The sequence below is a fragment of the Halorubrum sp. ASP1 genome (assembly GCF_005435135.1).
Taxonomy (GTDB): Archaea; Halobacteriota; Halobacteria; order Halobacteriales; family Haloferacaceae; genus Halorubrum; species Halorubrum tropicale.
Window position 1 is genome coordinate 1 of the sequence record NZ_SGUA01000011.1, and the last position, 25,734, is coordinate 25,734.

Sequence of the window (25,734 nt, forward strand, 5' to 3'; positions counted from 1 at the left end):
GTGTTGCCTCTCGCTCCACAAACTCTAAGTTGATCTCGTCTAAACAGCCGCTGAGGCGGTCGTTTTCGGGCATAGAACACTTTGAAAACGCACCGCCTCACATTTCAAACCTTATCTGAACACCGCCTCGGACGCCGGAGATCCACTTTTGTACCGTCGCGTGGAGGGATGGGGCATGAAAGTGCTCTGCGGGATCGGCGGCAGCGACGACTCGTTCCGCGCGCTCGACCGGACGGTCGAGCGCGCGGCGGTCGCGGACGACGACCTGACGATCGCCGTGGTCGACAACGAGGACTCGTCGGTCGCCCCCGAGGACGTGCTGGACCGCGCCCGGGAGGCGGTCGACGACGCCGCGATAGACGCCGAGGTGCGGCGCGTCGAGGGCGACCCGGGGAGCCGGCTGGTCGAGATCGCCGAGACCGAGGGGTTCGAGGAAATCGTCCTCGGCGGCGGCCACACGAGCCCGATGGGGAAGATCACGATCGGGTCGATCGCGGAGTTCGTCCTGTTGAACGCAAAGACATCGGTGACGCTGGTCAGATGAGCGACCGAGGCTACCCGGACGCGGTGGCGGACGAGTTCCCGCCGCCGCCGACCGCGTTCACTGACCGCGAGGACCGCGAGATCGAGGTCCGGCCGTACGAGGGCGACGAGGCGGCCCGCGAGGCCCTGGTCGAGATGTACGACGACTTCGACCCGGCCGACCGCGCGCAGGGGATCCCGCCGGGCGGGGAGGAGCGCATCCGCGAGTGGCTCGGCGCCATCCTCGCCGACGACTGCTACAACGTGATCGCCTGGTGCGGCGACGAGGCGGCCGGCCACGCGACGCTCGTGCCCGACGGCGACGCCTACGAGCTGGCGATCTTCGTCCACCAGGAGTACCAGCGCGCCGGGATCGGCACCCACCTCATCCGCGGGCTGCTCGGGCACGGGCAGGCGAACGGCGCCGCGAAGGTGTGGCTCACCGTCGAGCGGTGGAACCGCGCCGCGGTCTCGCTGTACAAGAAGATCGGCTTCGAGACCTCGGACGCCGAGAGCTTCGAACTGGAGATGGGGCTGCGCCTCTGCGCCGCCGAGGCGGCCGCGGAGGAGGCCGGCGGATCCGCGGACGAGCCCGACGGCGACGAGTAGGGCTGGCCGGAATCTTCAAGCCTTTAGGGGCGGCCCGCGACCGCTCCGGTATGAGTCACCGAATTCTGCTGTTGGGGGCGCCCGGCGCCGGGAAGGGGACGCAGAGCGCGAAGCTCGCCGACGAGTACGGCGTCGAGCACGTCACGACCGGCGACGCGCTCCGCGCGAACAAGGAGATGGAGACGGAGTACGGGACGCCCAAGTCGTTCATGGACGCGGGCGAACTGGTCCCGGACCCGGTCGTCAACGAGATCGTGAAGGCCGCGCTCGAGGACGCCGACGGGTTCGTCCTCGACGGCTACCCGCGCAACCTCGACCAGGCCGAGTACCTCTCTGAGATTACGGACCTCGACGCGGTCGTCCTCCTCGACGTCGACGAGGAGGTCCTCGTGGACCGCCTCACCGGCCGCCGCGTCTGCGACGACTGCGGCGCGAACTACCACGTCGACTTCCAGCCCCCGGAGGAGCCGGGCGTCTGCGACGAGTGCGGCGGCGACCTCGTCCAGCGCGAGGACGACACCGAGGAGACGGCCCGAGAGCGCCTCGAAGTGTTCTACGACAACACCGAGCCCGTGGTCGACCACTTCCGCGACGAGGGCGTCCTCGTCGAGGTCGACGGCGAGGCGACCCCGGACGAGGTCTTCGAGCGGATCCGCGACGTCGTCGAGAACTGACGCGGCGCGCCGAGGGGCGACGCGCGCCGCCGCGAACCGATCCGCGTCGCCCCCGGAAGCGATTCGAGCGGCGATTCTACAAGGTTCTTAACCGTCGACCGCTAACCGGCCGGTAATGAGCAAAGTCGAACGGCGAGTCCGCTCGCTGGTCCGCGAGGACGGCGAGATGCGGGACGCCATCCAAGTCGTCCTCGACAACGCCAGCGGCGGCGAGGTCCGCTGGGTCGACGTTCGCGACGAGATCACGAGCGGGCAGTGGGGCCGGCTCATCGAGAAGGAGATCCTCGTCGACGGCGAGGAGGGGTTCGCGCTGGCCGACCGCGACGGCATCGAGGCCGGCATGGAGGACGACGACGGGGGCGGCGGCGACGTCGAGACGCCCGAGACGACCAGCTGGTCGAAGTGGGACAAGCTCGCCGGGCTGGCGACCGTCGGCGCGTTCGTCGGCTACGCGGTCCCGCCGGTCCGCGACGCGATCGCGGGCGCCATCGACGTGGTCCTCGGCCCGCTCCTGAACCTCGTCCCGTTCTACGTCGTCATCATGGTCATCGCGCTCGGGACGGGGCTGTACTCGACGCTCCTGCGCGCCGGGCTCATGGACATGGAGAAGATGGGCGCGTACCAGGAGCGGATGAAAGACATCCAGGAGCGCCGGAAGGAGGCCGAGAAGCGCGACGACGACGAGGCGCTCGACCAGATCCAGGAAGAGCAGATGGAGGCGATGGGCGACCAGCTCGGCATGTTCAAAGAGCAGTTCCGCCCGATGGTGTGGATCATGTTCCTCACCATCCCCGCGTTCCTCTGGATGTTCTGGGTGATCGGCTACCGCGGCTCCGACGCCGCGTACCCGGCCGTCGCCGCCCAGGAGCTCGTCGTCCCGCTCGCCGGGACCGTCACGTGGGACACGGGGATCGTCGGCCCGATCCAGATGTGGATCCTCTGGTACTTCCTCTGTTCGATGGCGTTCACGCAGCTCGTCCAGAAGAGCCTCAACATCGAGATGTCGCCGTCCTCGTCGTAGGCGACGCCCCGACCGCTCGGTTCGTTTCCTCCCCGCTCACTTTCGCTCCGCGAGGAGCTCCCCGAACGCGTCGTCGCCGAGGCCCGTCCGGAACGCGGGCGGCGAGCCGAGCCGCGCGAGGTCGACCGCGACGTTGGCGGGCGCGCCGCCGGGGCGGCGGGCGTCGCCGTCGACCTCGCGCAGCGTCTCCTCCGCCTCGGCGCGAAGCCGACGAGCGCCTCGCCGGCGACGAAGACGTCCGCCATCCACCTACTCGGCCGTCGCGGCCCCGTCCTCGCCGCCCGCGGCGTCGACCTCCTCGGCGACCGCCTCGAACGCCGCGAGGATGACGCGCTTACACGCCTGTCCCTCGGTGCTCCAGTGGTGGGCGTAGTCGAGCATGTCGTCGTAGATGTCGGGCTTACAGCCCGCCGCCTGCGGGTGGCCCCCGCCGTTCACGCGACCGGCGACCTCGTGCGCGTGGCGGAAGTCCTCGGAGCCGCGGATCGACGCCGACCCGGCGGGCTTGACGATCACGGCGGCGTCGGCGCCGGCCTCGCGGAGCGCCTCCGCGACCTCGTTCTGCGAGCAGCGGCCGTAGGTGACCGCGACGCGCCAGTCGCCGACCTCGTGGGTGACCGCGCGGCCGACCGCGAGGTCGATCCGGGCCTCCTTCTCGACGCGTCGCTCCTCGACGAACGACCGAACCGTCTCGGGGAGGTCGACGCCGTACGCGCCGATCACGGCCGCGTACTCCTCGGCGCCGGCCCAGTAGGAGTAGTCGGCGAGGTCGTCGGAGCGCGGGTCCTCCTTGATCCAGAGGTCGTGGTCGCGCGTGACCGCGGCGAGGTCGGTCCAGCGGTCGCCGAACGCGTGGTCGAGCGACCGGAGCGTCACGTCGGCGGTGCACTCCTCGTCGGAGTCGCCGACGACGAGGTCGACGCCCGCGTCGCGCACCGCGGCCGCGGTCGCGTCGTCCCACTGGTGGTGGTCGAACCAGCGGATCGCCGCGGTCGCGTCCGCGAGCGCCTCCAGCGGCTCCGCGATCGGCTCGTAGTCGTCGGGACAGAGGTCGCAGACGAACAGGTCGATCCCGTCGTCGGCGTACGCCTCGACCCGTTCGAGCGCGGTGTCGATCGAGTACGGCCCGGCCGAGAGCAGCCCGACCGGCGACTCGGCGTGGGCGTCGGCGAGCGGGTCGCCGTCCGCCGTCTCGTCGCCGTCGTCGTCCGCGTCGTCGCTCTCGTCGTCTGCCTCTTCCAGCCGCGCCGCGATGGCGTCCTCGAAGGGCGCGACGTCGAGCGCGGCGTCGTACGCCTCGCGGACCATCGCGGCGCAGGCGAGGCCGTCGGCGTCGCCGTCGGCGATCACGACCGCCTCGCTGCCCTCGATCGCCTCCCGCGCTCGGCGCTCGGCGCGCTCGTCGTCCAGCGAGTCCGGGTAGAAGAATCCCTTCCCCGGGAGCTTCGTGTACCGCGACCGGGGGGCGTCCCCCGCGTCGATGAGGTCGTCGTCCATACCGTCGTGGCGGGCGGCAGCCGGAAAACTCCGCCGCTCTCGCGTCGGCCGCGGCGTCGGGCCGCCACGCTCCCTCAGACGGTCGTCCGGCGCGGGTCCTCCTCGGTCAGTTGGCGGACCGTCAACACGGGGATCGGACAGGTCCGAACGACGCGCTCGGCGACGGAGCCGATGAGGAAGCGGTTCTCGCCGTGGCGCCCCCTGGTACCCATCGCGACGAGGTCGGCGTCGATCGAGCGGGCGTACGCGTCGATCTCCGACGCCGGCCGGCCCTCGCGGACCTCGATGGTCACGTCGAGGTCGCCGTCGCGTTCGTGCGCCGCGGTCGAGACGCGGTCGAGCGCGTCGCGCCCCTGGTCGTCGAGCGCGTCGCGGAGGTCCTCGCGGACCGTGTCCGGCGACGACTCCACCTCGCCGGCGTCGACGACGTACACCGCGTGGACCTCGGCGTCGAACCGCGCCGCCACGTCGACCGCGACCGAGACGGCCCGCCCGACGCTGTCCGAGCCGTCGGTCGCGACCACGATGGTGTCGAACATGCCCGTTCGTTCGCCGCAGCGCTACCTAAAACCCGGCGGTCGGAGGGGGACGCGCAAGCCCCGGACGGCGAGAGCCGATCGACCGGGTCCGCCCGACGGCGAGAGCCGACCGCGCGGTGGCCGAGCGACCTACGCCAGGAAGACGTGCCGCGGGCGGTCGGCGAGCACGTCGCGGCCCCACTGGACGGTCTCGGAGAACTCGTCGGAGCGGAAGAAGCCCATCGCGTCCTCCTTCGCGTTCCACTGGCTGGCGATGAACATGTCGTTCTCGTCTTCGACGTTCACCATCAGGTCGGTCTCGACGTGGCCGTCCATCTCGCCGAGCAGGTCGCCGACGTCGTCGAACGTCTCGACGAACTCCGACTGGTAGTCGGGCTTGACGGTGTAGAACATCCCCATCGTCCCGAAGCCGGACTCCTCGCCGGCGCGGGCGACGATGTCGGGCAGCTCCGAGAGGAAGCCGCCGGCCGTCTCCGCCGCCGACGCCGTGTCCCAGATGGAGACGACCGCGGCGCGGTCGGTGTGGCGCCCCTCGTACACCGCGGTCTTGACGTGGGTACCGTAGTGGTCGAAGTTGCCGCGGAGCCCCTCGACCTCGTCGAACAGCTCCTCGGTGTCGGCCTCGCTGTACAGCACGGTGGCGTACACGTCCTCGCCGTGAGGCTTCCCGGCGTAGATGTCGAGGTCGGCGAGCTCGCCGCGGATGTCCTCGTCGTCGGCCCCGTCGCCGTCGTGACCCCCCTCCTCGCCGTGTCCGCCGCCCTCGCCGTGGGGGTGGTCGCCCTCGCCGGCGTCTCCGTCGCCGTGCGGGTGGTCGCCGTGCGCGGGACCGCCGCCCGCGCCCGAGCGGTCGTGGCCCTCGCCGCGGCCGTGCCCGTCGTCGCCGTGATGGCTGCCCTCGTCGCCGTGGTGGCCACCCTCGTCGCCGTGGCCGCCCCCGCCGTGGGGGTGGCCGGCGCTGTCGCGCTCGGGGACGCGGCCGGTCGGGACCGTCTCCCCGGCGAGGAAGGCGTCGAGGTCGGTCGGCGGGAACCGCCGGCCGACGTAGAAGTCACCGAACTCGCCGTACCGCGAGGAGGCGGGGTCGAACCGCATCTCGTAGACGATGTCCTTGATGTCGGTCGGGTCCGCGCCGAACAGCGTGACGCCCCACTCGTGCTCGTCGAAGCCGACCGAGGAGGCGATCACCTGCTTGATTTTCCCGGCGTACTCCTTGCCGACCTCGCCGTGGCTCGCCATCAGCTCGGCGCGCTCCTCGAACTCGAGGTCGTACCAGTTGTGTTCCTCGCCGCGGCGCTTGCTCATCGGGTAGAAGCTGACGTACTCCTCGTCCGGGATATCGGGCTTCAGCTTCCCCTCGATGTACCGGCGGAGCCCCTCGTCGACGGCGTCGGCGCCCGCCTCGAAGTAGTCGTCGGAGACGTACCCCGACACCTCGGTGACGGAGACGTAGGAGGTCTCGCGCTCGGTGAACTTCGCGAGCGCGGTGTCCTCGAAGCGGCGCTCGATCGCGGAGAGGTCGTCGAGCGACGGCCGGAAGTGTAAGCAGAGGAGGTCGGCCTTGTGTCCGAGCACGGAGAACAGCGCCGACTCGCCGTCGTCGGCGTCGGCGACCAGTTCGCGGTGTTTCAGAAAGGCCTCGCCCTCTTCGATCGCCCGCTCTCGCTCGGACTCGGGCGCCTCGCGCCAGGCGTCCCAGTCGATCGAGCGGAAGTCGTGCAGCGAGAACCACCCTTCGGCGGTCTGTGGAGCCTCGACCATACGCCGGGTTGGTGCCCCGCGACTTAGGGGTTTGCGGGTCGTCCCGAGACGCGGTAACGGGCCGGACCGTCGCGGCTCGCGTCGGAGCGGAAAGCGGCACTGACGGTTCCGAAGTCCCAGCCCTTCGGATGTACCTGAGTACCTTGGCCAACAGGGACTCCGTTGCCGAGACCGCCGAAGCCCCAGCCCGCACCGCACCTCACGCCTCCCCAGCCTCGCCGCTCGCTTCGCTCGCGACTCCCTCGCGCGTGCTCCTCGGCCGCAAGGCGGCCTCGGAGGCACGCGCCGACAGCCGCTCGAATCGTCCGGATCGTCGCGGCTCGCGTCAGCAGTCACCGTGACCGAAACCCTTTCGACGCGACCCCGAAATGTCCGGACGATGCGGAAAAGCGGCCCGCCGAAAGGACTGATCTCGTACCTCGTGTTGGAGCTGCTCGACGAGCGACCGCGGTACGGGTACGAGCTGCTCGGCGAGATAACGGAGATCAGCGGCGGACACTGGGAGCCCTCCTACGGCTCGGTCTACCCGATCCTCTACAAGTTCGAGGAGGAGGGCGTCGCCGAGCGCGTCGAGCGCGCCGACGAGCCCGACCGGAAGTACTTCGCGCTCACCGACGCGGGCCGCGAGGAGCTGGCCGAGAAGCGCCGCGCGATCGGCGGCGAGGCGAAGGACTTCGGTGACGTCGTCCTCGGCTTCTACCACCTGTACGCGGCGCTCGCCACCGACGGCCGGTTCGAGGTCGACGGCGCGGACGCCGACTGGGCGTTCTCGGAGCGGTACAGCGCGTGGATCGTCGAGCAGATGATCCGCCACCACGAGCGCGACTTCGGCGAGTTCGAGCGGATCGACGCCTCCCCCGAGGAGTTCTACGCCCGGGAAGACGGCGCCGCGGCGGACGGGGCCGAGCCGGATTCCTCCGAGACCGAGCCCGCGGACGACGCCGAGGAGCCCTCCTCCGGCGCCGCCGACGACTGACGCGCGGCGCTCCGTCCGCGCCGGCGCTCCCGCCTCGCAGCGTCGCGACTCACCGGTTGAGCAGCCGCCACAGGAGCCCGCCGGGGAGCCCGGCGCGGACGAGCCGGTCGTACAGCCGGTCGGGGAGGACGCGCGCCAGCCGCGGCAGCCACCGCGCCCGGCGGCTCACCCGGTAGCGCGTCTCCGGTCGTTCCGCCGTCGCCGCGGTCACCACGCGCTCGACGACCGTCTCGACGTCGGTGGCGGCCGGGGAGTACCCCTCGAACTCCCGATAGGCGTCGGCGTACGGCCCCTCGCCGCCCGCGCCCTCGACCGCCGCGGCGGCCCGCTCGTTGAACCCCGTCTGCACCGGCCCCGGCTCGACCAGCGCGACGTCGACACCGAGCGGCTCGACCTCGCGGCGGAGCGCGTCGACGTACCCGTCGAGCCCGGCCTTCGCGGCGCTGTACGCGCCGTGGTACGGCAGCGCCACGGAGCCGACCATCGACCCGACGACCACGACGCGCCCGCCGCGCTCGCGGAGCGTCCGGAGCGCCGCGGACGCGGTCACGTGGACCGCGGTCAGGTTCGTGTCCACCTGCCGGCGGAACGCCCCGGCCGAGGTGTCCTCGACCGACGCGATCTCGTAGCCGCCGACGCAGGAGACGACGGCGTCGAGCGGGCGCTCCGCGAGCAGGTCGCGAACCGCCGCCTCGTCGCGGAGGTCGACGACGGCGGTCTCGACCGCGTCGGGCAGCGCCGCGAGGCCGTCCGCGTCGCGGTCGACGCCGAGGACATCGTGCCCGGCGGCCGCGAGCGAGCGCGCGACGCCCCCGCCGATCCCGCCCGCGGCCCCCGTCACGAGAACGTGCATGCCGGAGGATCGCGGCGGGGTTAGTAGACGGTGGCGGTTCGGGTCGCCGGAGGTGGACTCGGCCACGCGGGCGGCGCCGTCGGCGTCGGTCTCCCCGGTCGACGCCCGAAGGCATATATCCGACACGGGCGATGGTCGGCGTAATGTCCACCGACGAGCCGTCCGTCCCGATCGTGTGCGACGAGTGCGAGACGGAGACCCGCGTGCCGCTCGACGACCTCGCGGACGCGCTCGACAAGCACAACGCCCAGAAGCACGGCGGTGAGTCCGTCGCGGAGGTCGACCCTGCGATCAAGGACCGCCTCGCCGACCTCGTCGCCGAGGACTTGGGGCTGTTCGACGAGGAGGCGTGAGCGAGCGCCGCCGAACCCCCGTTCGCGAGCGCTCGCTGGCAGCGACACGCATCGACGCGGGAAGATGGGAGCAATAATTGCGTCGTTCGGTGACGGATTGTGATACTGAATAGGATGTTAACAGGGTTTTCGGCCCCTCTAACGTCGGATTCTACGATTGCTCTTGTCATCGGAATCCGCCGCAGTTGCTGGTGACGCGAGGGTGTTCCCCGCCCGGCGGCTTGGAATGGTATGTACGACTCAGATCGGACAGCGTCGCGGCGGTCGTTCCTCGCGGCGGCGGGCGGAACCGCGACGGTCGGCCTCGCGGGCTGTACGGGCGGCGGCGGCGGACTCGACGAACTGACGGTGGCGCACATGCCGATCTATCCCGACCTCCAGTGGTACGTGATGGAGGGCGAGGGGTACTTCTCCGAGGTCGACGCCGAGATCACCGGCCAGGAGTTCGGCAACGGTCCCGCGATCGTCCAGGCGCTCGGGGGCGGCGACATCGACATCGCCATGTTCGGGATCGTCCCCGCGATGATCGCGATCGACCGGGGTATCTCGGCGCAGGTGACCGCCGCGAACATCCGCGAGCCGATGGGGATCATGGCCGAGTCGTCGTTCCACGAGACGTTCGAGCAGCAGGGCGCAGACGCGTTCGCGGCGTGGGAGGCCGAGCGGGGCGAGCCGTTCACCTTCGGCACGTTCCCGCAGGGGAGCGTCCCGGACGTGCTGCTCCGCTACTGGCTCCGTGACGTCGGCGTCGACCCCACCGAAAACGACAGCGTCGAGATCATCGAGATCAACGGCGCGAGCTCCGTCTGGCAGGCGATCGCGAACGACGAGATCGACGGCACCTCGATCATGGAGCCGGTGCCGACCATCGCGCAGGCGGCGGGGTCGTCCGTGACGATGCTCCGGACCGCGGCCGAAGTCCTCCCCGGCCAGCCCGCCGCGGTCACGCTGATGAGCGACGCGGTGCGGGACTCACCGATCGCCGCACAGTTCCTCGAGCAACACGCCCGCGCGACGGATTTCATCGGCGAAAATCCGGACGCGACCGCCGAACACGTCAACGAGGGAATCGGGATGCCCGTCGACCGTGCGCGCGACGCGCTCGACTCGCCGTTGTCGAACTTCATTACCGACCCGAACGAGATCACGGACGCGACGCAGGTGTTCTCCGAGTTCGCGGCCGGGAACGGTCAGATCGACGAGCAGCTCTCGACCGACCGGATATTCGACCTGGAGGTGTACGACTCGCTCTGATGGCGACCGAAACCACCCCTGTCGGCGGGGGCGAGACGCTCTCGGGTCTCGGACTCGGCGACGGTCGGCGGCTGCTCCGCGGCGCCATCGGGGTCGCGGCGTTCCTCGTCGTCTGGCACGCCGTCTCGCTCACGCAGGACCCGTTCGTCCTCCCCTCGCCGGTCGCGGTCGCGGGCGCGTTCGCGAGCGAACTCGCCGCGGGCGACATGACGACGGCGCTCTACCAGAGCGTCCGGCACTGGATCCCCGGCACGGTCGCCGGAACGGGACTGGGGGTCGCCGCCGGCGTCGCGTTCGGGTGGAGCCGCCTGCTCGACGACCTGACGGCGCCGCTGGTACGGACGCTACGCCCGGTGCCGCCGCTCGCGCTGATCGGCTTCGCGATCGCGTGGTTCGGGATCAACGACTGGGGCGCCGCCTTCATCATCGCGGTCGGCGCGTTCTGGATCAACTTCTACGCGGCGTACGGCGCGGTCGAGGGCGTGAGCGAGGACCTCCTCGACGTGGGCCGGACGCTCGGCGTCCGCGGCGACCTCGACGCGGTCCGGTCGATCGTGCTGCCGGCGTCGCTGCCGGGGATCATGACCGGGATCCGGACCGGACTGGGCCGGTGCTGGATGCTCGTCGTCGCCTCGGAGATATTCGGCGTCCCCGGGGTCGGCCGCGAGATCATCCGCGCCAGCAACAACCTCCGCGTCGACCGGGCGATCGCGTACATCCTCGTGTTGAGCCTGATGTACCTGCTCGTCGACGTGGCGTTCCGCGCGGTCGAACGGAGGGTCTTGGCGTGGCGGGCGTGAACGGTGACGGGGCGGCCGACGCCGCCGAGCGCAACGGACGAGACCCCCCAGCGCCGAGCGAGGCGAGCGTCGCGCTTGACGGCGTCGGCAAGACGTACCCCGGTGACGGCGACGGCGGCTCGGTGCGAGCGCTCGACGACGTGTCCTTCTCGGTCGCGGACGGGGAGTTCGTCTGTCTGGTCGGGCCGTCGGGCTGCGGGAAGACGACGCTGTTCCGGATCGCGGCCGGGCTCACCGAGGCGACCGACGGCCGCGTCCTCCTCGACGGCGCCGAGGTCACGGGCCCGACGACGGACATGGGCGTCGTGTTCCAGGAGTACCACCTGTTCCCGTGGCTCACCGTCGCGGAGAACGTCGGCTTCGGCCTCGAACGGAGCGACCGCTCGCCCGCCGAGCGCGAGGCGCGCGTCGACGAGATGCTCGACCTCGTCGGGCTGACGGAGTTCCGCGACGCCTACCCGAAGTCGTTGTCGGGCGGCATGAAACAGCGCGTCGCCATCGCCCGGTCGCTCGCGGTCGACCCGGACCTCCTCCTGATGGACGAGCCGTTCGGCGCGGTCGACGCCCAGACCCGCGAGATGCTCCAGCGCGAACTGCTCGACGTGTGGGAATCGACCGGCAAGACCATCCTCTTCGTCACGCACGACGTGGCGGAGGCGGTGACGCTCGCGGACCGCATCGTCGTGATGGCCGCCGACCCGGGGCGCGTCCGCGCTATCGTCGACGTTGACATCGAGCGCCCGCGCGACCGCGGCGACGCCGCGTTCGCGGAGCGCGTGGGCCGCGTGCGAGAGCTGATCGGGGCCGGGCCGTAGCCGGCCCGACGCCGGCTCCCGCCCGTCGGCGCCTACGCGCCGTCCCCGTCGCCTTCGACGCTCGCCGCCAGCTCGTCGACGTGGGTCCGCAGCGTCGCCAGCGTCGCGTCCGCGTCGGCGTACCCCTGATCGTAGTCGCCGAGCGCGGCCGCCGCTCGGTCGAGAAAGCGTTCCACCGCCTCGTCGGTCGGCTCGTCGGACATGCGCGTCGCTCCGCCCGCGAGCGGCTTATGTCTCCCGGCGTCGCGGTCGCCGTCCCGGCGGGAGCGCCGCCGGTGCGCGGGCCTCGTCAGCGGCGCCGGAGCGCGTGCGTCGTGTATCCGACCGCGACGACGAGGGCCGCCGAGAGCAGCGTGCCGAGGACGGCGGGCGACGCGGTGACGTAGTCGCCGAACGGATCGGTCAGCGCGAACACCGCCACGATGAGCGCGACCGAGATGGCGATACCGACCGCGCCGAACGCCTTGAACGCCGCGTCGAGGTCGAAGCCCTGTGATCTCCGTTGGTGACTCATACACTACCGTACGGACTCCGGATATAAATCCGCCGAGTGGGATTCTCAGGTCGGGGGAACGGCGAGGCCGCGGTTTGTGAGACAGTGCGACAATATTCACTATTAGCGTTGATAATTTGCTCGCAGAAGTTTTACACCCCATTCATCGATGTCGCCGTGATGACCGACACGAGCGGTATCACGCACTCGCGCCGGCGGTTCGCGGTCGCCTTGGGGACGGGCGTCGCGGGCGCCGTCGCCGGGTGTCTGGGAACCGATCCGAGCGGAACGGCGTCGATCGACGACGGAGACGACGCGGCGAGCGACGCCGGCGACGAAGGGCCGGCGGTCTCGGCCGACGCGAGCGCGACGATCGGCATGGTGTACGCGCTCGGCGGCCTCGACGACCGCTCGTTCAACGACGCGGCCAACCGGGGGATCCAGCGGGCGCGCCTCGACCACGACGTGGCGTTCACCAACCAGGAGCCGAGCTCGATGGCCGACTTCGAGACGACGCAGGCGGCGCTGTCGGCGTCCGAACGCCCCGACTACGACCTGATCTGCTGTATCGGGTTCCTCCAGGCGGACGCGCTCTCGACGGTCGCGGGCGAGCACCCCGACCAGCAGTACGCCATCGTCGACTCCGTCGTCGACCGCGACAACGTCGCGAACTACGTGTTCCGCGAGCACGAGGGGTCGTTCCAGGCCGGCCACCTCGCCGGACTAGTGACGGGCCGCGACATCGCCGTGGGGGCCGGCGGGACCGTCGCCGAGGAGCGAACCGTCGGCTTCGTCGGCGGCGTCGAGTCGCCGCTGATCTCGAAGTTCGAGGCCGGCTACCTCGCCGGCGTCGCGCACGCCGACGGCGACGCCTCCGTGCTGCGGACGTACGTGGGCGCCTTCGACGACCCCGAGGCCGGCTACGACGCAGCCGCGGAGATGTACGATCAGGGCGCGGACGTGGTGTACCACGCGGCCGGCGGCAGCGGCCTCGGCGTCTTCCAGGCCGCACAGGAGTACGGCCGGTACGCGATAGGCGTCGACTCCGACCAGTCGCGGAGCAACCCGCGGTACGCGGACGTGATCCTGGGCTCGATGGTGAAACGGGTCGGGACCGCGGTGTACGACGCCGCCGAGCGGACGATAGAGGACTCGCTCCGGACGGGGTCGACGACCGCGCTCGGGCTCGCGGAGGACGGGGTCGCGCTCGTGTACGGCACTACGCTCGGGCCGGTGATCCCCGAAGACGTGCGCGCGGCCATCGCCGACTCCGGCGAGCGGATCGTCGCCGGCGAGCTGTCGGTGCCCACCGATCCGGAGGCGGTCGGCCGATGAGCGCCGGACCGCTCCAACGGCTTGCGAGCGCCGTCGGCAGCGTCCTCCCCGACGCGGTCCGCCGCCGGTACGCCGCCAAGTTCGCGCTCGCGTTCCTCGTCGTCGCCGCGGTCGTCGCGGCCGGCGGGGCGTTCACGTACCTCCAGACCGGGGACGCGGTGGAGACCGACGCCACGACCCAGCTGGCGGAGACCAGCGGGCTCCAGGCGGACGCGATCGGCTCGTGGACCGAGCGGATGACCACGCAGACCCGGTCGATGTCCGCGGCCGACGAGCTCCGGTCCGACCGCCGCGCGGCGGCGTACGTCCTGTTGAAAGACCAGCTTCTCTCCGAGGACATCGTCAGCATCCACCTCGTCGACGCGGCGCAGGACCGCGTCGTCGCCAGCACGGAGCGGCCCCTGGAGGGGCGCGCGCCGAGCGAGCTGAACGCGCCCTGGAGCGACGCCGACGTGCCCGAGGGCGTCGGCGAGGACGACCGCGTCTGGCGCTCCGCCCGGTCGTACCGCTCGCCCGTGCTCAACGACCGGCCGGTGATGGCGTTCGCCAGCTCCGTGCCGCGGGCCGACGGCCGGTACCTCGTCGTCGTGACCCGGATCCAGCCGCAGCTCGAACGGATCCAGGACACCGACACCGGCGAGGAGACGACGATCGTCAACGCCGCGGGCGAGACCGTGCTGGACGTCGACGGAACGGTCGACGGCGACCGCCACGAGGAGGGGGTCGCCGCGGTCCGCGACGGCAACGCCACGACCGCGACGCAGATCGGCGACGGCGAGGTCCACGCGTATGCGGCCGTGCCCGGCACCGACTGGGTGGCGGTGACGAGCGTCGCGAAGTCGACGGCGTTCGCCGTGCGCAACGACGTGGGGAACTCGGTGCTGCTGTTGCTCCTCCTCACGCTCGCGTCGCTCGGGGCCGTCGGCGTCGTGCTGGGCGGGCGCACGGTCGTCCCCCTCGCGCGGCTCCGCGACCGCGCCGAGCGGATCGAGTCCGGCGACCTCGACGTCGACCTGTCGACCGGCCGGGTCGACGAGATCGGGCGGCTGTTCACGAGCTTCGCCGAGATGCGCGACGCGCTCCGCGAGCGGATCGCGGAGGCGGAGACCGCCGCCGACGAGGCCGAGGCGGCCCGCGAGGAGGCCGAGGCGGTCACCCGCGACATGGAGGCGAAGGCGGCCGACTACAGCGAGGTGATGGGCGCGGTCGCCGACGGCGACCTCACCCGCCGGATGGACCCCGACGCGGACCGCGAGGCGATGCGCGAGATCGCCGAGGAGTTCAACGACATGGTCGCGCAGCTGGAGCGGACGACCGCGCGCGTCGCCGCCTTCGCCGGCGAGGTCGACGACGCCAGCGCGGAGCTGGCGGCGGGCGCCGACGAGGTCGAGACCGCGAGCGGGACCGTCAGCGAGCAGATCCAGGAGATCGCGGACGGCGCGGTCCGGCAGGACGAGCGGCTCGACTCGGTCAGCGACGAGATGAGCGACCTCTCGGCGAGCATCGAGGAGGTGGCGTCGTCCGCGGCCTCCGTCGCGGAGACCGCCGAGGCCGCCGCCGAGCGCGGCGAGGCGGGGCGCGAGGCCGCCGCCGAGGCGCTCGACGAGATGGACGCGATCGAGGCCCGCTCCGCGGCCGCGGTCGAGCAGATGGCGGCCCTCGACGAGCGCATGGACGAGATCGACGAGGTCGTCGAGTTCATCACGGACGTGGCCGAGCAGACGAACATCCTCGCGCTCAACGCCTCGATCGAGGCCGCCCGCGCCGGCGAGGCCGGCGAGGGATTCGCGGTCGTCGCCGACGAGGTCAAGCAGCTCGCGGAGGAGACGCAGGAGGCGGCCGCCGAGATCGAGTCGGAGATCGCGGCGGTCCGCGAGGAGACCGACGAGACCGTCGCGGACATCCGCGAGACGAACGCCCGGATCGACGAGGGGTCGGACACCGTCCGCGAGGCGTCGTCGTCGCTGGAGGCGGTCGTCGACGCTGTCGAGGAGACGAACCACGGCGTCCAGGAGATCAGCGAGGCGGCGGAGGACCAGGCGCGGTCGACCCAGCGCGCGGTCGAGGGCGTCGAGGACGTCGCCGAGGTGAGCGGCGAGGTCGCGAGCGGCTCCGAGCAGGTGTCCGCGGCCGCCGAGGAGCAGACCGCGACCGTCACCACCATCGCGGAGAACGCGGACCGGCTCCGCGACCAGGCCGCGTCGCTCTCGGAGTCGGTCTCGGCGTTCGAGGTCGACGTCGCGCCCGAGGAGATCGACGGCGCGGAGGCGGACGGCGCCGGCACCGACGGCGCGGCCGCCGGGTCACCGACCGAGACGGAGGGCAACTCGCCGGGCGACCTCGGCCTCGCCGCCGACGGCGACGGCCGGGACCGACCTGCCGAGGGGGACGACGCCTAGTCCGCCGACCGCGCCTCGCCGTCGGCCTCGGGGTGTCCCTCGGCGATGGCGACCCCCGACGAGGCGCCGATCCGGACCGCGCCCGCGTCGAGCATCGCCGTCGCCTCCTCGTAGGAGCCGACGCCGCCGGAGGCCTTCACCGGCAGGTACTCGCTCATCAGCTCGACGTCGGCGAGCGTCGCGCCGCCGTCGGCGAAGCCGGTCGAGGTCTTCACCATGTCGGCGTCGGCGGCGACCGCGGCCTCGCAGGCGCGGCGCTTCTCGGCGTCGTCGAGGAGCGCGGTCTCGATGATCACCTTCACCGGGACCGGCACGGCCGCGACCACGTCCGCGAGCTCGTCGGCGACCGCGCCGTCGTCGCCCGCCTTCAGCCGGCCGACGTTGATCACGATGTCGACCTCGTCGGCGCCGGCCTCCCAGGCCGTGACCGCCTCGTCGCGTTTCACCTCGGGGGCGTGCTGGCCGTGCGGGAACCCGACCACGGTGGCGATCGCCTCGGGCGCGTTCTCGTAGTCGGCCGCCTCCGCGACGTAACACGGCGGGATACAGGCGTTCATGCCGTGGGCGGCGGCCTCGTCGAGAACGGTCCGGGTGTCGTCCCAGGTCGTCTCCGGGCCGAGGACGGTGTGGTCGATGCTGGCGGCGAACTCCTCGCGGTTCATGCGTCTCCCCTCGCGGCGCGGCCTCAAAGGCGTGCTGGGTCGCACCGCCGGCTCCGGGCGAGCGACGCTGAAAAAACGCGGCTACGGACGAGAAACGAGGGACGGAACACGGACGGCCGCCGACCGGCGGCTCACCGGCCGGCGGGGGTCCGGCTCAGCTCTCGATCTCGATCTCCGTGCCGGAAACGGCGTCCTCGACGGTCACGGGGAGCCGCACCGTCAGGATGCCGTTCCGGTACTCGGCCCGGATGCCGTCCTCGTCGATCGCCTTCGGGAAGCGGAACCGCCGGTGGTACGTCCGGCGGGTCCCGCGCCGCTCGTCCTCGTGTTCGCCGGCGACGTTGAGCACGCCGTCGTTCCACGAGGCGGTGATCTCGGCGGGGTCGAACCCAGGTAGTTCGACCGAGAGGACGAACTCGCCGTCCTCCTCGTACAGTTCGTAGTCGTTGCTACCGGATTCGAACAGTCGGCTCGGGAAGTCGAGTCCTTGCGTCCAGGTGTTCGCCGGTTCGAGCATGGGCATTGGTGACCACCTCGAACTCGGTTACTAGTAGGGCGGCGATTCTATAAAAATCCAACGAATTTTGGGGGTAATTAACAACCGCTTTCGGACGGCGGACCGCCCCGGCGAACGGGCCCGTTGCCGGACGGTCGGTAAGGTGCGACGCGTTCGGTTGGATATTTCTCCAACGTTTTCGCGATCGCCCCGGATTTATTTCGTCCGCGTGCCACCCCGACGCATGGATCGCGACACCGTCACGCCCGCCGTCTCGGACCTCCCCGGCGAGCGCGCTCGCGAGTGGGTCGACTACCACCACGAGTCGGCAGCGCCGAGCACCTACGTCTACGAGTTCGTCTGGGACCGCACCGCCCCCGCCGAGGGCCCGTTCTGTACCGACGTCGACGGCAACGTCCTCATGGACTTCACCAGCCACGTCGCCGCCGCGCCGCTCGGCTACAACAACCCGCTGATCATGGACCGGCTCGCGGAGTTCGACCTCGTGGACCCCCTGAAGATCGCCGGCCAGGACTTCTACGCCGCCGGCGGCCCCGCGCCCGGGGACGGGATACCCGGCTCGTCGGGGCTCATGGACCGGCTCACCGACCTGACGAGCCACTACGACATGGACACCGTCTTCCTCTCGAACTCCGGCGCGGAGGCGGTCGAGAACGCCATCAAGATCGCCTACGACGCCTCCGACGGCGCGAAGTACGCGATCACCTTCGACGGGGCGTTCCACGGCCGGACGCTCGGTGCGCTCTCGCTCAACCGCTCGAAGTCCGTGTACCGCCGCGACTTCCCGGAGGTCAGCGGCATCACGGAGGTCCCGTTCTGCGAGGACCGGACCTGCTCGCCCGAGACCTGCTCGTGCGGCTTCTTCGCCGACGGCGTCTCCCGGCTCCGGCGGAAGCTCGACCCGAAGCGGGGGAACGTCCACCCGGACGACGTGGCGTACCTGATCATGGAGCCGATCCAGGGCGAAGGGGGCTACCGGTTCCCCTCCGAGGCGTTCACCGACGAGATCGCGGCGCTCGCCGACGAGCACGACATCACGGTGATCGCCGACGAGATCCAGACCGGCGTCGGGCGCACCGGCGAGATGTGGGGCTCGGACCACTACGCGTACGAGCCGGACGTGATCACGAGCGCGAAGGGGCTTCGGGTGGGCGCGACCGTCTCGCGGAGCGACGTGTTCCCCGAGGAGACCGGCCGGCTCTCCTCGACGTGGGGCGCCGGCGACGTGATCGCCGCGGCGCAGGGCGCGCTCACCCTCGACGCCATCGAGGAGGCCGACCTCATGGACAACGCCGTCGCTCGCGGCCGGCAGTTCACGGAGACGATGCGCGACGCCGCCCTCGACCCCGTCGAGGACGTGCGCGGGAAGGGGCTGCTGCTCGCCGTCGAGTTCGACACGAAGGAGCGGCGGGACGCGGTCGTCGACGAGGCGTTCGCTCGCGGCCTCCTCACGCTCGCGTGCGGCCACAAGGTCCTCCGGATCCTCCCGCCGCTCGACGTCACCGAACGCGAGATAGACCTCGGCGCCGACCTCCTCACGGACGCGATCGCGGCCGCGGTCTGAGGGCGCGATCGCCCCGGAACGACCGACCTACCGGTCCGCGTACCACTCCGCGAACTTCTCTAAGGCCCGGCCGCGGTGCGACACCGCGTTCTTCCGGTCGGTGTCCATCTCAGCGAACGTCTCCCCGTCGTGTTCGAAGATCGGGTCGTAGCCGAAGCCCCCGTCGCCCCGCGGCGCGACGATCCGGCCCGGCACGTACCCCTCGAACAGCTTGACCGGGAGCGGGTCGGCCGCCCCCGCGTCGCCGTCGCTTCCGCCGCCCTCACCCTCTTCGTCCGGCCCCGCCGCGGCGGCCGCGTCGCGGTCGCCCCGGTCCACCGGGTCGGGGCTCGCGGCGAACCCCTCGCCGTCGCAGTAGCCGAGGACGCAGCGGAAGGCGGCGCGGCGGTCGTCGAGGTCGGCGGCGATGTCGTGGACGCGCTCGATCCCGAGCGTCTCCTCGACGTACGAGGAGTACGGGCCCGGGAAGCCGTCGAGGCCCTCGACGAACAGCCCCGCGTCGTCGACGAGGACCGGCGCGTCCGCGTGGCGGTACGCCTCGCGCGCGCCCCGCGCCGCGATGGGGCCGAGCTCGTCGGCCTGGACCTCCGCGTAGTCGAAGTCGAGCCGCTCCACCGAGCCGTCCGGGAGGTACCGCTCCGCCTCGCGCACCTTCCCCGGGTTCGTCGTCACGTACCTGAGCACGGATCGCCGTGGGCGCGCCCGCGAGGAATAGGCGTCGGTCGCGGGCGGTCGCCCCGGCCGCCGCCGGCAGTACGTTTTTCTCGGGGCGACGACAGCACTCGCGTATGGCCCTCCCCACCTTCGAGAAGAAACGACTCATCGGGCTCATCGCGATCCTGTCGTTCGGTCTCACCTCGCTTTCCGCCGTGCTCTTCCCGGGCCAGTTGGTCGGGCTCGGACCCGCCCTCTTCATCACCGGGTTCTTCATCCTGATCCCGCTGGTGCTGGTGCTGGGCGAGGACTTCCCGCTCGTCGCGGCCGACGAGCCCGACGCGTCGGCCGCGGGCGACGCGACGGCCGAGCGGCCGGTGGCCGCGCTGCGCGACCGCTATGCGAGCGGCGAGATCGACGAGGCGGAGTTCGAGCGCCGGCTCGACCGGCTGCTCGCGACCGAGGACCTCGACGAGCGGCTCGACCGGGTCGAGTCCGACCGCGGCGACCGGCACCGGGAGCGCGACGTAGAACTGGAGTGAGTCGGCGCGGGGCTCAGGGGTCGACGCGGACGAGCCACGCCTCGGGGTCGTCGATCTCCGCCCCGGTCGGCAGGTTCTCGGCGCGCTCCCACACCGCGCCCGCGGCCTCGATGCCGCGCTCGTCGGCGACGTGCCGGAAGAAGGCGGCGCCGCGCTCGTACTGCCGGCGCTTGAGCCCCAGTCCGAGCAGGCGCTGCGCGAGCCGCCGCACGGGCCCGCCGCCGCCGCGGCGCTCGTCCAGCTTCCGCCGGAGGTCCGCGTACTCGCCGTCGAACGCGCGGTCCATCAGTACCTCGGCGTACCCCTCGACCGCGGTCATCGCGGCCTGGAGCTCCGCGAACGCGTCGGGGTCGAGCCCGCGGCCAGTCATCCCCTCGACGCCGCCCGCGCCGCCGACCATGCCCTCCACCCCGCGCTCGACGCGCGATTCGAGGTACTCCGGGAGCCACGGCGCCGCGCCGAACTCGGCGGCGTGGGTCACCTCGTGGAACGCGATCCAGCGGCGGAACCGCGGGTACGCCACGTCGAGCGCGCTCGCGACCGCGACGATGTTCGGGTGGACGAAGTAGAGCCCGTGCTCGGCGTCCGGCTCGTCGGCGAGCAGGAGGGGATCGTACTGGCCGAGGACGTTGCGCGCGAGGAAGCCTAGGGCGAACGCCATCGACCCCGTGTTTGCGACCCGCGAGAGGTCCCGGGCGAACCCGGCACCGGGCGCGGGCCCCACAGGGCCCGACGAGGCGTCGGCGATCACGTCCAGCGAGTCGGTGCCGGCGTCGCCGCCCGGGTCCGCGCCGATCCGACCGCCCGCGTCGCCCGCCGCGGCCGCCTCGATCGGGTCCATCACGCGCCGGAAGGTGTCGACGCTCGCGTCGATCCAGTGGTGGCGGTTCTGTACCTCGACGGTGTCGGGCACGTCGAACTCGATCCCGGCGACCGCGGCCAGCCGCGAGCGGGCGTCGCGCACGTCGCCGGCGTACCCCGCGCGCTCCGCGTCGGAGAGCGCGACCGATCCGGGGTCGGTGGCGTCCTTCGCGGCCGCCGCGGCCCGGTCCCAGTCGACGACGCCCGGCCCCTCGGCCTCGGCGACGGTCCGGACGCTTCGGAGGATGTCCATACGGATCGGACGGGCGGGCGCCTCAAAGCGCTTGTGTCGACCGGTCCCGGCCGGATCCGACACCGACGTGTTCTTGCCGGCCGCCCCACAGCCATCGGCATGGACGACGCGCGCAGAGCGTTCCTCGACGACCTCCTCGCGACGCCGAGCCCCTCGGGCTTCGAGACGGCCGCCCAGCGGGTGTGGACCGACTACGTCCGCGAGTTCGCGGACCGGGTCGAAACCGACGCCTACGGCAACGCCGTCGCGGTCCACGAGGGCGACCCCGACGCGCCGACGGTCGCGGTCACCGGTCACGCCGACGAGATCGGGTTCATCGTCCGCGACGTGCTCGACGACGGCTTCCTCCGGATCGGGCGGATCGGCGGCTCCGACCGCACCGTCTCGAAGGGCCAGCACGTCACGGTCCACGCCGACGAGCCGGTCCAGGGCGTCGTCGGACAGACCGCGATCCACCTGCGGGACCAGGCGGACGACGAGCACGAGGACGTCGCGGGCCAGTTCGTCGACGTCGGCGCCGAGGACGCCGCCGAGGCGCGCGAACACGTCGAGGTCGGCGACCCCGTCACGTTCTCGACGGGCCGTCGCGACCTCGTCGGCGACCGGATCGCCGCCCGCGGGGTCGACAACCGCGCCGGCGCGTGGGCGGCCGCGGAGGGGCTGCGACGCGCCGCCGACCGCGACGTCGACGCCACGGTCTACGCCGTCTCGACGGTCCAGGAGGAGGTCGGGCTCCAAGGCGCGCGGATGGTCGGGGTCGACCTCGACGCCGTCGACGCCTTCGTCGCGGTCGACGTCACACACGCCACCGACAACCCGGACATCGACCGCGAGCACCGCGGCCCGGTCGAACTCGGCGCTGGCCCGGTGATCGGTCGCGGCAGCGCGAACCACCCGGTCCTCGTGGACCTCGCCCGCGAGGCGGCCGCCGACGCCGGCGTCGACGTGCAGCTACAGGCGGCCGGCACCCGCACCGGCACCGACGCGGACGCGTTCTACACGGTCCGCGGCGGCACCCCGGCGCTCAACGTCTCGATCCCGAACCGGTACATGCACACGCCGGTCGAGGTGATCGACACCGGCGACTTGGACGAGGTCGCCGACCTCCTCGCCGCGATCGGGGCCGCAGCGGGCGATCACGCGGCCGGGCCGGAGCCGTTCGCCGTCGACGTCTGAGCGAGATCTGCCACGACAAACCGGGGCACGGCGTGGTCGAAACGGAACTGTTTTACAATCCGCTCACCTACCGTTGATTGCGTCGAACGGACGCGCTCTGGTGGTGTAGTCCGGCCAATCATCTTGCCCTCTCACGGCAAGGACCTGGGTTCAAATCCCAGCCGGAGCATCTCACTTCGTCGCCTTCTCGCCGCCCGGACCGGCTCCGTAGCGGCGTCCCCGTCGGTCCGCGGCTTCGCTCTCTACTCACCACAGCGCCGCCGCTCCGCGGCTCGACTGCTGTCCGTTCGAGGTAGCGGCAGGTGTTGAACGGCGAGACGGGTTTTACACGCTGGCGTGCGAGGCGTTGCCATGAGCGACGCCGCACGCCCCGCGCCGACCGCCGCCGACGCGCTCCACACGACCGTCGACCTCCCCTTCGACGACGCGGTGCCGTTCGTCCAGCTCGAACACGAGCTCGCGGACTTCGAGACGGTGCGCGTCACGCGGCTCGACGAGATGATCGAGGGGATGCTCGGTCACGACGACGTCGGGCGGACGGCACTGATCGTCGTCTGTCACCCCGAGATCGCGTACGACGCGCTGCGAATCGACCCGACGCTCGCCGGCATGCTCCCGTGTACCACCGTCGTCTACGAGCGCGCCGGTGACGACCGCGTTCACGTCCATCACGTGTCGGCGACGAAGGCGATCCGCGACCTCGGTTGCGCGTCGGCCACCGGGGTCGACGAGGACGCCGTCGAGGACCTCGTGGCGAAGACCGGCGAGCTGATGGCGGTCGTCTGGGAGCACATCGAGACGCACGGCCGGGAGTGAGCGCCGCGGTCGACGCGAGCGCGCCGCTTCAGCGGTTCAGCCGCCAGCGGATCACCGCGGCGGCGACGAGGACCGTCCCGAACGTGACGGCGCCGGAGATCAGCGCGCCGCGCGCGCTCGTCGCGCCGGTCGCGAACGCGCTCGCCGAGGCGGAGCCGCCGACCACCGCCGCCCCGCCCGCCAGTCCGCCGAACCCGATACAGCAGAGGCTCAACAGGCCGACTGCGGACAGCGACCCGAGGATCCCGTCGTCGCTCATCGTCGCTTCTCCCTTTCGCCCCGGACTACCAATAGGTGTCGCCCCCAGCCGACCGCCAAGCGAGGGTTTAATTCCGACAGCGCGCGAGGGCGTCGTGTGGACCCGAGCCGGATCCCCGCCGAGTTCCCCGCGCCGAGCTTCCGCGGCGCGCAGGAGCGGGCCCTCGCCGACATCCGCGACGCGTTCGCGGCCGGCAACCGGGTCGTCTTGGTGCGCGCGCCGACCGGCAGCGGCAAGTCGCTGCTCGCCCGCGCCATCATGGGCGCGGCCGAGACGGCGGGCGAGGCGGCCCCAAGCGAGGCGACGGGCGCCTACTACACGACCCCGCAGGTGTCGCAGATCGACGACGTCGAGGCCGACGACCTCCTCGACGACCTGGCCGTGATCCGCGGCAAGTCGAACTACGACTGCGTGCTGCCCGGCGAGCACGACACGCCGGTGAACCGCGCGCCCTGCGCGCGCCAACAGGGGTTCGACTGCTCGATCCGGCACCGCTGCCCGTACTTCTCCGACCGCGCCATCGCCTCCGGCAACCGCTTCGCCGCGATGACGCTCGCGTACTTCATGCGCACTGCCGGCTCCGAGGTGTTCCGCAAGCGCGACGCCGTCGTCATCGACGAGGCGCACGGGCTCGCCGAGTGGGCCGAGATGTACGCGACCATCGATATCTCGCCCGAGCGCGTCCCGGTGTGGGACGACGTGGGCGTCCCGGACGTCGCGGCCGACGCCGGCCCCGAGGAGGACGCCGTCGACCGCACCGCGCGGTTCGTCGAGGCGCTCCGCGACGTGGCGATCCGCGCGAAAGACGAGCTGGTGGGGCGGCCCGAGCTCGACCGGGAGGAGGTCGCCCGGCGCGACCGGCTCCAGGAGCTCATCGGCGAGCTCGGCTGGTTCCTGGAGGACTACCGCGACCCGCAGTCCCCCACCTCGTGGGTCGTCGACCAGCCGGGCGGCGAGGGGTCGGCGATGGAGATCAAGCCGCTCGACCCCGCGCGGTACCTCAGACACACGGTGTGGGACCGGGGCAACCGGTTCGCGCTGCTGTCGGCGACCATCCTCTCGAAGGAGGCGTTCTGCCGCGGGGTCGGGCTCGACCCCGCCGACGTCGCACTCGTTGATGTCGAGCACACGTTCCCGCTCGCGAACCGCCCGCTGTACGACGTGACGCAGGGGTCGATGACCTACGAGCACCGCGACGAGACGACCCCGAAGATCGCCCGCCTGATCGTCCGGCTGATGGCGGAACACCCCGACGAGAAGGGGCTGATCCACGCGCACTCGTACGACATCGCGGAGCGGATCACCGAGCGGCTCGGCGAGTTCGGCGTCGCCGCGCGCGTCAGGCGCCACGACCGGTCGAACCGCGACGCGGAGCTGGAGGCGTGGAAGGCCAGCCCGGACCCGGAGGTGTTCGTCTCCGTGAAGATGGAGGAGGCGCTGGACCTGAAAGGCGACCTCTGTCGCTGGCAGGTAGTCTGTAAGGCGCCGTACCGGAACACGAACGACTCGCGGGTCGCCCGCCGGCTGGCGGACGGGCAGTGGGCGTGGTACCACCGGACCGCGCTGCGCACCGTCATCCAGGCGTGCGGGCGGGTCGTCCGCGCCCCGGACGACCGCGGCGCGACCTACCTCGCCGACGACTCGCTGCTCGACCTCTTCGAGCGCGCGGCGGCGGACACCCCCGACTGGTTCCGCGACCAGGTCGACGCGATGACGACCCCCTCGCTGCCCGCGTTCGACCCCGAGGCCGCGCTGGCCGGCGTCGACGCGTCGCCGTCGAGCGGCGCGGGAGCGGGTCGCCGGAAGAGCCGCCGTGCGGGCGGGTCGGCCGGTACACCCGGCGGTCGCTCGTCTCGGGACGGCTCAGGTCGAGGGCGCGACGGCGGCGACGCGACCGGCGACGGCGGCGACGACCCCGTTCGGACCCGGTCCGAGCAGGACGCCGAGCGGCGGGAGAACCACCCGCTGTCGGACGTGTGGGGCGACGGCTGACGGGGACCGCCGCCGAGGCGCGGTGGGCGATCGGCGCAAGAGCGGGGACCGGCGGCGTGCGCCACGCGCCGGTTACAGTAGCGAGACGCCGTACGCCACCATGGAGCTCACCATGAGAAACGCGAAGAACAGCGCCATGAGCTGTTGTCTGTCCATGTCGCCGTGTCAACTGCAGAGCCGTATAACTCCTGCGGGCGACGGGCGGCCGGGTGCGAGTCATATTACCACCCCGAGCCGATCACTCGTTAATATATATCGTATAAGGTGTATCAGGTCCCTCAATGAAGTAGTAACCTTCATAATCCCTCACCCGACTACTGGGTGTATGGCCACGAACGGGCTGTCGAGTGCGCTGACGCTGTACGGTGCGCGAACCCTGACGCTGTCGCAGGCGGCCGCACAGGCAGGGCTCAGCGAGGCCGAATTCATCGAGCAACTCGAACGCCGCGGCATCGAGGTAACCGAGTCCGAGCGCGCCGCGGCGCTCGGTCGCGAACAGCCCGCTCGCGCCGACTGAACGGTGCTGCGTCGCCGCCC

28 protein-coding genes, 1 tRNA gene and 2 pseudogenes are annotated in these 25,734 nt (G+C 71.7%); 18 read left to right on the top strand and 13 right to left on the bottom strand.

What is annotated here, in order from left to right; all coding sequences use genetic code 11:
• A pseudogene (locus tag EXE48_RS14650) lies at positions 1 to 73 on the bottom strand (IS6 family transposase); the annotation flags it as partial.
• 102 nt (positions 74 to 175) lie between these two features.
• Between EXE48_RS14650 and EXE48_RS14655 the strand changes: the two are divergent.
• The 4 genes from EXE48_RS14655 (at position 176) to EXE48_RS14670 (ending at position 2,826) form a co-directional block, all read left to right on the top strand.
• Positions 176 to 544 (top strand): universal stress protein, encoded by a 369-nt coding sequence (locus EXE48_RS14655; RefSeq protein WP_053770688.1) that lies wholly within the window; start codon positions 176 to 178, stop codon positions 542 to 544.
• A complete protein-coding gene (locus EXE48_RS14660; RefSeq protein WP_137711948.1) occupies positions 541 to 1,131 on the top strand; it encodes a GNAT family N-acetyltransferase in 591 nt (196 codons plus the stop codon). The genes EXE48_RS14655 and EXE48_RS14660 overlap by 4 nt, the downstream gene beginning before the upstream one ends.
• Before the next feature lie 50 nt (positions 1,132 to 1,181).
• Positions 1,182 to 1,805: an adenylate kinase gene (locus tag EXE48_RS14665; protein WP_053770690.1), complete on the top strand. Its 624-nt coding sequence runs from the start codon at positions 1,182 to 1,184 to the stop codon at positions 1,803 to 1,805.
• Positions 1,806 to 1,920: 115 nt separating this feature from the next.
• Positions 1,921 to 2,826, top strand: a complete 906-nt coding sequence (locus EXE48_RS14670; RefSeq protein ID WP_053770691.1) for a DUF106 domain-containing protein — start codon at positions 1,921 to 1,923, stop codon at positions 2,824 to 2,826.
• 45 nt (positions 2,827 to 2,871) lie between these two features.
• Here the strand turns inward: EXE48_RS14670 and EXE48_RS14675 are convergent.
• The 4 genes and pseudogenes from EXE48_RS14675 to EXE48_RS14690 form a co-directional block, all read right to left on the bottom strand.
• Positions 2,872 to 3,071, bottom strand: a pseudogene (locus tag EXE48_RS14675) (PfkB family carbohydrate kinase); the annotation flags it as partial.
• 4 nt (positions 3,072 to 3,075) lie between these two features.
• Entirely contained in the window at positions 3,076 to 4,323 is a 1,248-nt protein-coding gene (locus EXE48_RS14680; RefSeq protein WP_053770693.1) for a DHH family phosphoesterase, read from the bottom strand.
• Positions 4,324 to 4,397: 74 nt separating this feature from the next.
• Complete coding sequence (locus EXE48_RS14685) at positions 4,398 to 4,862, bottom strand: universal stress protein (RefSeq protein WP_137711949.1); 465 nt, start codon at positions 4,860 to 4,862, stop codon at positions 4,398 to 4,400.
• Positions 4,863 to 4,991: 129 nt separating this feature from the next.
• Positions 4,992 to 6,623 carry a heme-binding protein gene (locus EXE48_RS14690; protein ID WP_053770695.1) on the bottom strand — a complete coding sequence of 544 codons (1,632 nt, stop codon included), beginning with the start codon at positions 6,621 to 6,623 and terminating at the stop codon, positions 4,992 to 4,994.
• 379 nt (positions 6,624 to 7,002) lie between these two features.
• On the opposite strand from EXE48_RS14690, the gene EXE48_RS14695 reads away from it, so the two are divergent.
• Entirely contained in the window at positions 7,003 to 7,599 is a 597-nt protein-coding gene (locus EXE48_RS14695) for a PadR family transcriptional regulator (protein ID WP_053770696.1), read from the top strand.
• A gap of 49 nt (positions 7,600 to 7,648) precedes the next feature.
• Here EXE48_RS14695 and EXE48_RS14700 read toward each other — a convergent pair whose 3' ends face one another.
• A complete protein-coding gene (locus EXE48_RS14700; RefSeq protein ID WP_053770697.1) occupies positions 7,649 to 8,452 on the bottom strand; it encodes an SDR family NAD(P)-dependent oxidoreductase in 804 nt (267 codons plus the stop codon).
• A 143-nt stretch (positions 8,453 to 8,595) separates the two neighbouring features.
• On the opposite strand from EXE48_RS14700, the gene EXE48_RS14705 reads away from it, so the two are divergent.
• The 4 genes from EXE48_RS14705 to EXE48_RS14720 all read left to right on the top strand — a co-directional run bounded on the left by EXE48_RS14705 (position 8,596) and on the right by EXE48_RS14720 (position 11,674).
• Positions 8,596 to 8,805 carry a DUF8149 family protein gene (locus tag EXE48_RS14705; RefSeq protein ID WP_053770698.1) on the top strand — a complete coding sequence of 70 codons (210 nt, stop codon included), beginning with the start codon at positions 8,596 to 8,598 and terminating at the stop codon, positions 8,803 to 8,805.
• 231 nt (positions 8,806 to 9,036) lie between these two features.
• Complete coding sequence (locus EXE48_RS14710) at positions 9,037 to 10,059, top strand: ABC transporter substrate-binding protein (RefSeq protein ID WP_137705417.1); 1,023 nt, start codon at positions 9,037 to 9,039, stop codon at positions 10,057 to 10,059.
• Positions 10,059 to 10,859: an ABC transporter permease gene (locus EXE48_RS14715; protein ID WP_053770700.1), complete on the top strand. Its 801-nt coding sequence runs from the start codon at positions 10,059 to 10,061 to the stop codon at positions 10,857 to 10,859. The genes EXE48_RS14710 and EXE48_RS14715 overlap by 1 nt, the downstream gene beginning before the upstream one ends.
• The gene (locus EXE48_RS14720; protein ID WP_137711950.1) at positions 10,847 to 11,674 is read left to right on the top strand and encodes an ABC transporter ATP-binding protein; all 828 of its coding nucleotides are present in this window, start codon (positions 10,847 to 10,849) and stop codon (positions 11,672 to 11,674) included. Before EXE48_RS14715 ends, EXE48_RS14720 begins: the two co-directional genes overlap by 13 nt.
• 32 nt (positions 11,675 to 11,706) lie before the next feature.
• Here EXE48_RS14720 and EXE48_RS18840 read toward each other — a convergent pair whose 3' ends face one another.
• Together EXE48_RS18840 and EXE48_RS14725 are read right to left on the bottom strand one after the other, a co-directional pair.
• The gene (locus EXE48_RS18840; protein ID WP_167551889.1) at positions 11,707 to 11,877 is read right to left on the bottom strand and encodes a hypothetical protein; all 171 of its coding nucleotides are present in this window, start codon (positions 11,875 to 11,877) and stop codon (positions 11,707 to 11,709) included.
• 86 nt (positions 11,878 to 11,963) lie between these two features.
• Positions 11,964 to 12,188 carry a hypothetical protein gene (locus EXE48_RS14725; protein ID WP_053770702.1) on the bottom strand — a complete coding sequence of 75 codons (225 nt, stop codon included), beginning with the start codon at positions 12,186 to 12,188 and terminating at the stop codon, positions 11,964 to 11,966.
• A 159-nt stretch (positions 12,189 to 12,347) separates the two neighbouring features.
• On the opposite strand from EXE48_RS14725, the gene EXE48_RS14730 reads away from it, so the two are divergent.
• Both EXE48_RS14730 and EXE48_RS14735 read left to right on the top strand, forming a co-directional pair.
• Entirely contained in the window at positions 12,348 to 13,502 is a 1,155-nt protein-coding gene (locus EXE48_RS14730) for a BMP family lipoprotein (RefSeq protein ID WP_053770703.1), read from the top strand.
• Positions 13,499 to 15,901, top strand: coding sequence for a methyl-accepting chemotaxis protein (locus EXE48_RS14735; protein ID WP_137711951.1), 2,403 nt, complete (start codon positions 13,499 to 13,501; stop codon positions 15,899 to 15,901). Before EXE48_RS14730 ends, EXE48_RS14735 begins: the two co-directional genes overlap by 4 nt.
• Here the strand turns inward: EXE48_RS14735 and deoC are convergent.
• On the bottom strand, positions 15,898 to 16,563 hold the full coding sequence (gene deoC / locus EXE48_RS14740) for a deoxyribose-phosphate aldolase (RefSeq protein WP_053770705.1): 666 nt from the start codon (positions 16,561 to 16,563) through the stop codon (positions 15,898 to 15,900). The genes EXE48_RS14735 and deoC overlap by 4 nt on opposite strands.
• 154 nt (positions 16,564 to 16,717) lie before the next feature.
• On the bottom strand, positions 16,718 to 17,080 hold the full coding sequence (locus EXE48_RS14745; protein WP_053770988.1) for an Hsp20/alpha crystallin family protein: 363 nt from the start codon (positions 17,078 to 17,080) through the stop codon (positions 16,718 to 16,720).
• A gap of 223 nt (positions 17,081 to 17,303) precedes the next feature.
• Between EXE48_RS14745 and EXE48_RS14750 the strand changes: the two genes are divergently transcribed.
• Positions 17,304 to 18,644: an aminotransferase class III-fold pyridoxal phosphate-dependent enzyme gene (locus EXE48_RS14750; protein ID WP_053770706.1), complete on the top strand. Its 1,341-nt coding sequence runs from the start codon at positions 17,304 to 17,306 to the stop codon at positions 18,642 to 18,644.
• 27 nt (positions 18,645 to 18,671) lie between these two features.
• Here EXE48_RS14750 and EXE48_RS14755 read toward each other — a convergent pair whose 3' ends face one another.
• Positions 18,672 to 19,328 (bottom strand): non-canonical purine NTP pyrophosphatase, encoded by a 657-nt coding sequence (locus EXE48_RS14755; protein WP_053770707.1) that lies wholly within the window; start codon positions 19,326 to 19,328, stop codon positions 18,672 to 18,674.
• A 104-nt stretch (positions 19,329 to 19,432) separates the two neighbouring features.
• On the opposite strand from EXE48_RS14755, the gene EXE48_RS14760 reads away from it, so the two are divergent.
• Complete coding sequence (locus EXE48_RS14760; protein WP_053770708.1) at positions 19,433 to 19,840, top strand: SHOCT domain-containing protein; 408 nt, start codon at positions 19,433 to 19,435, stop codon at positions 19,838 to 19,840.
• Between the two features lie 13 nt (positions 19,841 to 19,853).
• On the opposite strand, the gene EXE48_RS14765 is transcribed toward EXE48_RS14760, so the two are convergent.
• A complete protein-coding gene (locus EXE48_RS14765) occupies positions 19,854 to 20,954 on the bottom strand; it encodes an Rv3195/Rv3626c family protein (RefSeq protein WP_053770709.1) in 1,101 nt (366 codons plus the stop codon).
• Between the two features lie 99 nt (positions 20,955 to 21,053).
• Between EXE48_RS14765 and EXE48_RS14770 the strand changes: the two genes are divergently transcribed.
• From EXE48_RS14770 to EXE48_RS14780, 3 genes are all read left to right on the top strand, one after another.
• The gene (locus tag EXE48_RS14770) at positions 21,054 to 22,130 is read left to right on the top strand and encodes a M28 family peptidase (protein WP_053770710.1); all 1,077 of its coding nucleotides are present in this window, start codon (positions 21,054 to 21,056) and stop codon (positions 22,128 to 22,130) included.
• Between the two features lie 94 nt (positions 22,131 to 22,224).
• A tRNA-Glu gene (locus tag EXE48_RS14775) sits at positions 22,225 to 22,299 on the top strand.
• 182 nt (positions 22,300 to 22,481) lie between these two features.
• Entirely contained in the window at positions 22,482 to 22,946 is a 465-nt protein-coding gene (locus EXE48_RS14780) for a DUF302 domain-containing protein (RefSeq protein WP_053770711.1), read from the top strand.
• Between the two features lie 28 nt (positions 22,947 to 22,974).
• Here EXE48_RS14780 and EXE48_RS14785 read toward each other — a convergent pair whose 3' ends face one another.
• The gene (locus EXE48_RS14785; RefSeq protein WP_137705423.1) at positions 22,975 to 23,205 is read right to left on the bottom strand and encodes a hypothetical protein; all 231 of its coding nucleotides are present in this window, start codon (positions 23,203 to 23,205) and stop codon (positions 22,975 to 22,977) included.
• Between the two features lie 96 nt (positions 23,206 to 23,301).
• On the opposite strand from EXE48_RS14785, the gene EXE48_RS14790 reads away from it, so the two are divergent.
• Positions 23,302 to 25,197, top strand: a complete 1,896-nt coding sequence (locus EXE48_RS14790) for a helicase C-terminal domain-containing protein (RefSeq protein ID WP_121600168.1) — start codon at positions 23,302 to 23,304, stop codon at positions 25,195 to 25,197.
• A 325-nt stretch (positions 25,198 to 25,522) separates the two neighbouring features.
• Positions 25,523 to 25,714, top strand: coding sequence for a DUF7317 family protein (locus EXE48_RS14795; protein ID WP_017344020.1), 192 nt, complete (start codon positions 25,523 to 25,525; stop codon positions 25,712 to 25,714).
• Positions 25,715 to 25,734 lie beyond the last annotated feature (20 nt).